Below are 4,539 nucleotides of genomic sequence, written 5' to 3'. Positions count from 1 at the left end.
GTGCACGTGGCCTCCATGGTCTCGTTGCCTAGGCAACGCCGATCATGGATGCCCTTGCGCTTACTCGCTACCCCACACCCCTTGGAATCGATCATCTAGTACGGCAGCCGCCCGTTCGGGATCTTGGTCGGGCCGATAAGCGCAGCGCAGCCACCGCATGGGCTGGCTGATTGGACAACAGTCGCATGTTGCGGTGGCCGCTGGTCACAGCGTAGACGTCTCCGGATGGCAGCAGGTCGTGGACCAGGCACTCATCACGTTCGCGGGCAGGTTCGGGCGGGTCGAGCCGCGCCGCACCCCGACCGGGCTCGTGCCCGGCCTGCTCGCCGAGCTTGAGGTCAAGGCGTGCTGGCAGCTCGCACAGGCCGGACATGCCGTCCGGACGCGATACAACGTCTGCCGTATCCGGCGGTGTGGGACGCCGACGCGGTCCGCGACGACCTGCGAGCCCTGGTGGCCGAGCGGCTCGGCGACCCCGCTTCCTGCTGGTTCTCTGCCGTCCCTGCCGGTTGGTGGGGACGGTGGCGTCCCACCAGACGCTTGACATGATCGGCCTATTTGGCTTCCACGCAGGCCCGTATCGTGCGTTTTCGCAGGCAAACAGGGGTGCGTGTGGCGGCGAGCATAGCGGGAAGGTCGGTTGGATGACTGACCCAGGGGAGCTGGCGCGAAGCGCGCTCCAGCGAATCCACATGGCTGCGGTGAGACATCGGGACCTCGAGCTACACCACGCGGCCGACGAGATCGTCCGAGCGGCCCAGGCGAGGGACCTCGATCCGGGGCCCGTCGAGTCGTACCGCCCCTGCCCCGTGTGCGGTGCTGAGCCGGGACAGTTGTGCACCAACGTCCCTGGTCGCCCCCCAGTGACACCGGGCGACATGCACCCTGAGCGCACGGAAAAGGAGCGCCGTTCCGTTCCCAACAGCCCTTAAAGCGGACGTAGCCAAGCTCCGCGTAGCGGGGGTATGGCTTCCCGTCCGTCCCGCACGAAGGACTAGACACGCGACAGCCGGCCGGATCGAACGTGTGTTCGAGTAGGCTGCTCGGGGTGGAAGTACGTGGCATCACCAGCCGACGGTGGTGAGGCTGATCGGGGTGAGGTGGCGGACCTGCGGCTCGATCCACTGGGCCGCGGTGACCAGCTTGACGAGCCGGTCGATGCTCTCCGGCGGCCCGGCGACGAAGCTGCGCCGCTCGGCCGGGCAGCCATACCGGTCGTCGAAGCAGCCGCCGTCGAGGGCCCGGACGACCATCCCGGCCTCGGCGGCGAGCAGCATCCCGGCGGGCAGGTCGACGGCCTCCGGCCGGTAGCCGACGATGCCGTCGATGTCACCCCGCGCCAGCATCACCCAGGACAGCAGCGGCGCCCACAGTTGCAGCACCCGCCGGGCGGTGGAGTCCAGCACCACCTTCAACGCCCGGGCGGTGCTGTCGTCCCGGCGTACCTCGTGACCCTGGGTCCAGGCCAGCACCGGGGCGGACGGCACCGGCCGGTGCGGCGCCCGCAGCGGCCGGCCGGACGGCCCGGCCGCGTGCACGAACGCGCCCTGCCCGCGCACCGCCGACCAGGTGCGGCCGGCGACCGGGTCGTGGACCACGCCGAGCACCGGCGAGCCGCGTTCGCAGAGCGCGATGCCGACCACGTACGCGGGCAGCCCGATCGCCACGTTGTTGGTGCCGTCGAGGGGGTCGACCAGCCACGCCCAGGCGTCGTCGGCGGCGTACTCGCCGCCCTCCTCGGCGATCACGCCGTGTTCCGGCCAGCGGGCCCGGATCCGGTCGACGATCAACCGCTCGGCGGCCAGGTCCAGGTCGGTGACCAGGTCGCCGGAGGCGCTCTTGGCGCGGGCGTGCAGCTCGCCTCTCATGCCGGCGCGCAGCACCTTTCCGGCGGCGCGTGCGGCGTCGACCGCGAACCGGTGCGCCTCGCGCAGGTCCGGCCCGGTTCCGAGCGGCTTCACGTCCATGGCTCCTCCAGCCGTGTCAGCCCCGTGCCACCAGTCGCGCGATCTCCCGCGCCATCCGTGCGGTCTCCGCCGCTTCGCATCGGTCCCGGCGCACCCGGTGGCTGCGCCCGTCCACCGCGCCGAGGCTCAGGTCGCAGCCGCCGGGCGTGGTACGCCCCAGCGCCACCGTCACGGCCGGCTGCCCGGGGTCCACCTCGGAGGTGTGGAACCCGCCGGCGCGCAGCGCGTACGAGTCGCCGGCCTCGTGCGTCTCCACCGTGGCGGTCACCGCGGTGACGAGGCGATCGGTCGCGGCCATCTCGTCGACGTCCGCGCGGCTGCGCACCTCGTACACCCGCCAGACCGGTTCGGCGGGCGCGTCGGTCACCTCGATCAGCTCGTTGCGCACCCGGCCGTGCAGCACGTGGCTGAGCAGATCCCAGCTGTGCGAGTGCATGGCGGAGGTGGTCGGCTCGACCGGCGGCGGGCCGGCCGGCCAGGCGTGCACGCAGATCCCGTCGGGGCCGGTGCGGTCCACCGGCAGGCAGGTGAAGCCGAGCGGGTGGCGGACCGCGCGGAGCGGCCGGCGGCCGTCCGCGACGTCGTCGAGCACGTCGAGCACCCAGCGGCGCAGCAGCTCCGGCCGGGTGCCCCGGTCGATCTCCCGTTCCAGCTCGGCGTAGGTCATCATGCGTACGGGTCCCTCGCCTGGATGGCCTTGCCCACGATGTCGGCGACCTCGCGGTCACCGAAGGAGCGCGGCAGCGGCAGGCCGAGCGCGGTGAACAGCCGGCGGACCTGTTCCACGGACGGCTCGTCGTCGAGCTTGACCTGCCCGGCGGCCTCGATCGGCACCCGCCGGCTCTGCTCCCGGCTGTACTGCAGCTCGATGTTGTACCGGTTGTAGTACAGCTCCTTGCGGTCGATGCGCAGCGCCGGGGTCTGCGGATTCTCCTGGGTGATGATGACGCAGCTCGACGAGAGGTCGTAGCGGAAGGTGCTCATCCGTGGGGAGAGCCGCACGTCGATGGTGAGCAGCCCGGACCGCTGCAGGTGCCAGCAGGCGGCCAGCACGGTCGCGAAGGATTCCTTGCGGGTGCGGTCGACGGTCCACCGCTCCCCCGGCGCGTTCGGCGCCAGGCTGCGCCGGAACCGCGCGTACCGCTCGCAGACGCCCTCGTCGGTCGGGTCGATGATCTCGATGGAGAAGTGCAGGGTGGCGTTGCGCCGGCGGGCGTGGTCGAGGCACTCCGGCAGGGTGACCGCCCGGGTGTAGGTGCCGGTGCCGCCCTTGAAGTCCCAGCGGTCGGTGTGCCGGCGGGCCTCGGCGAGCGCCTGCCCGACCTCGGTGCCGTTGAGGACCCGGACCATCGAGACGCTGTCGATGGCCTCCCGGGCCCGGTTCAGCGCGCCCTCCGGGCCGGTGATCTCCCGCATCTGCGGCACCAGCTCGGTGAGCCGGTCCCGGGTGTCGTTGAGCACGTGCCGCACCTGGTGCTCGGCGGTCTCCCGGCGCAGCCGGTCCCGCAGCATCGCCTGGGCGAGCAGGGCGAGGATCAGCAGGATGGCGCTGTTGACCACCTCCTGGCTGACGGTGCTGGTCAGCCCGAGGACGGCGACGGTCAAGGCCAGGAGCAGCCCGATGAAGGCGTCGAGATTGTTGACGACCCAGGTCAAGAGGCGGGCCATGACATCCCCCGGTCGATGACGATTTCCCCATGATAGCCCTTTGTCAATATCACGATCACACGCTGTTCGGCTGCCCCGAGACGGTCGGTGACGGCGGCCCGGCGGCCCGGCGGGCCGCGCAGATCAGCGAACCGCCGAGGCCCGGCGCCACGCGGGCGAGCAGCCGGGAGGTGACCCACCGGCCGCTGGGCAGCCGCCAGCCGACCTGATTGGAGCGGATCGCCAGCGGCACGAACCCGGCCCGCCGGAGCACCCGGCGCAGCAGCGACGCGGTGAACGGCCGGATGTGCAGCCAGAGGTAAGGGTGCAGCGGGTCGACCTGGCGCGGAGCGCGGCCGAGCAGAAAGGACACCCGGTCCTGCACGGTGGCCAGGTTGGGGGTGGTGAGCACCAGCAGCCCGCCCGGCGCCAGCACCCGGTGGCACTCGCGCAGCAGCGCCACCGGGTCGTACACGTGCTCGATCAGCTCACCGGTGACCAGCCCGCCGAAACTGCCCGCCCGGAACGGCAGGCCGCGGGTGGCGTCCAGGCAGGCCGGCAGCGCACCCGGCCCGGCGGCCCGCCGGGCGTCGCGCAACGCCGTCTCCGCCAGGTCCGCCAGGACCAGCGGCACCGGCAGGTCCGCCGGGTCGAGCATGCCGCGCGGGCCGCAACCCAGCTCCAGCACCGGCAGCCGCCCGGTCACGCCCTCGGCCACCATCCGGGCCGCGACCGCGCGGCGGATCCGGTGGTACGGGTCGTCGACGTACCCGTTGACCCTGGCGCCGTCGTGGTAGCTGCGCCGGTTGGCCCGGCGGCCGTGCGCCTGCGGGTGCCCCCGCTCGGCGTGCTCTGGCTGCGCCGCGACTGAGCACTGCCGTCGGAGCGGTTCGTGGCGCGCCTCCTCCGCGTGGCGCGGCCCGCG

4 protein-coding genes are annotated in these 4,539 nt (G+C 72.5%); all 4 read right to left on the bottom strand.

Annotated elements, in window-relative coordinates:
- Positions 1 to 1,064: 1,064 nt before the first annotated feature.
- Positions 1,065 to 1,967, bottom strand: a complete 903-nt coding sequence (locus JNW87_RS35155; protein ID WP_109800704.1) for an inositol monophosphatase family protein — start codon at positions 1,965 to 1,967, stop codon at positions 1,065 to 1,067.
- Between the two features lie 16 nt (positions 1,968 to 1,983).
- A complete protein-coding gene (locus JNW87_RS35150; RefSeq protein ID WP_109800703.1) occupies positions 1,984 to 2,637 on the bottom strand; it encodes a hypothetical protein in 654 nt (217 codons plus the stop codon).
- Positions 2,634 to 3,635: a hypothetical protein gene (locus tag JNW87_RS35145; RefSeq protein WP_109800702.1), complete on the bottom strand. Its 1,002-nt coding sequence runs from the start codon at positions 3,633 to 3,635 to the stop codon at positions 2,634 to 2,636. Before JNW87_RS35145 ends, JNW87_RS35150 begins: the two co-directional genes overlap by 4 nt.
- 55 nt (positions 3,636 to 3,690) lie before the next feature.
- Positions 3,691 to 4,539 (bottom strand): class I SAM-dependent methyltransferase (locus tag JNW87_RS35140; RefSeq protein ID WP_238455175.1); only part of this gene is annotated, 849 nt, incomplete at its 5' end.

Origin of the sequence: Micromonospora sp. ATA51, assembly GCF_016802855.1 — a bacterium.
Taxonomy (GTDB): domain Bacteria; phylum Actinomycetota; class Actinomycetes; order Mycobacteriales; family Micromonosporaceae; genus Micromonospora; species Micromonospora sicca.
The sequence above is the reverse complement of the archived record's forward strand: the minus strand, read 5'-3'. Positions and strand labels throughout refer to the sequence as shown.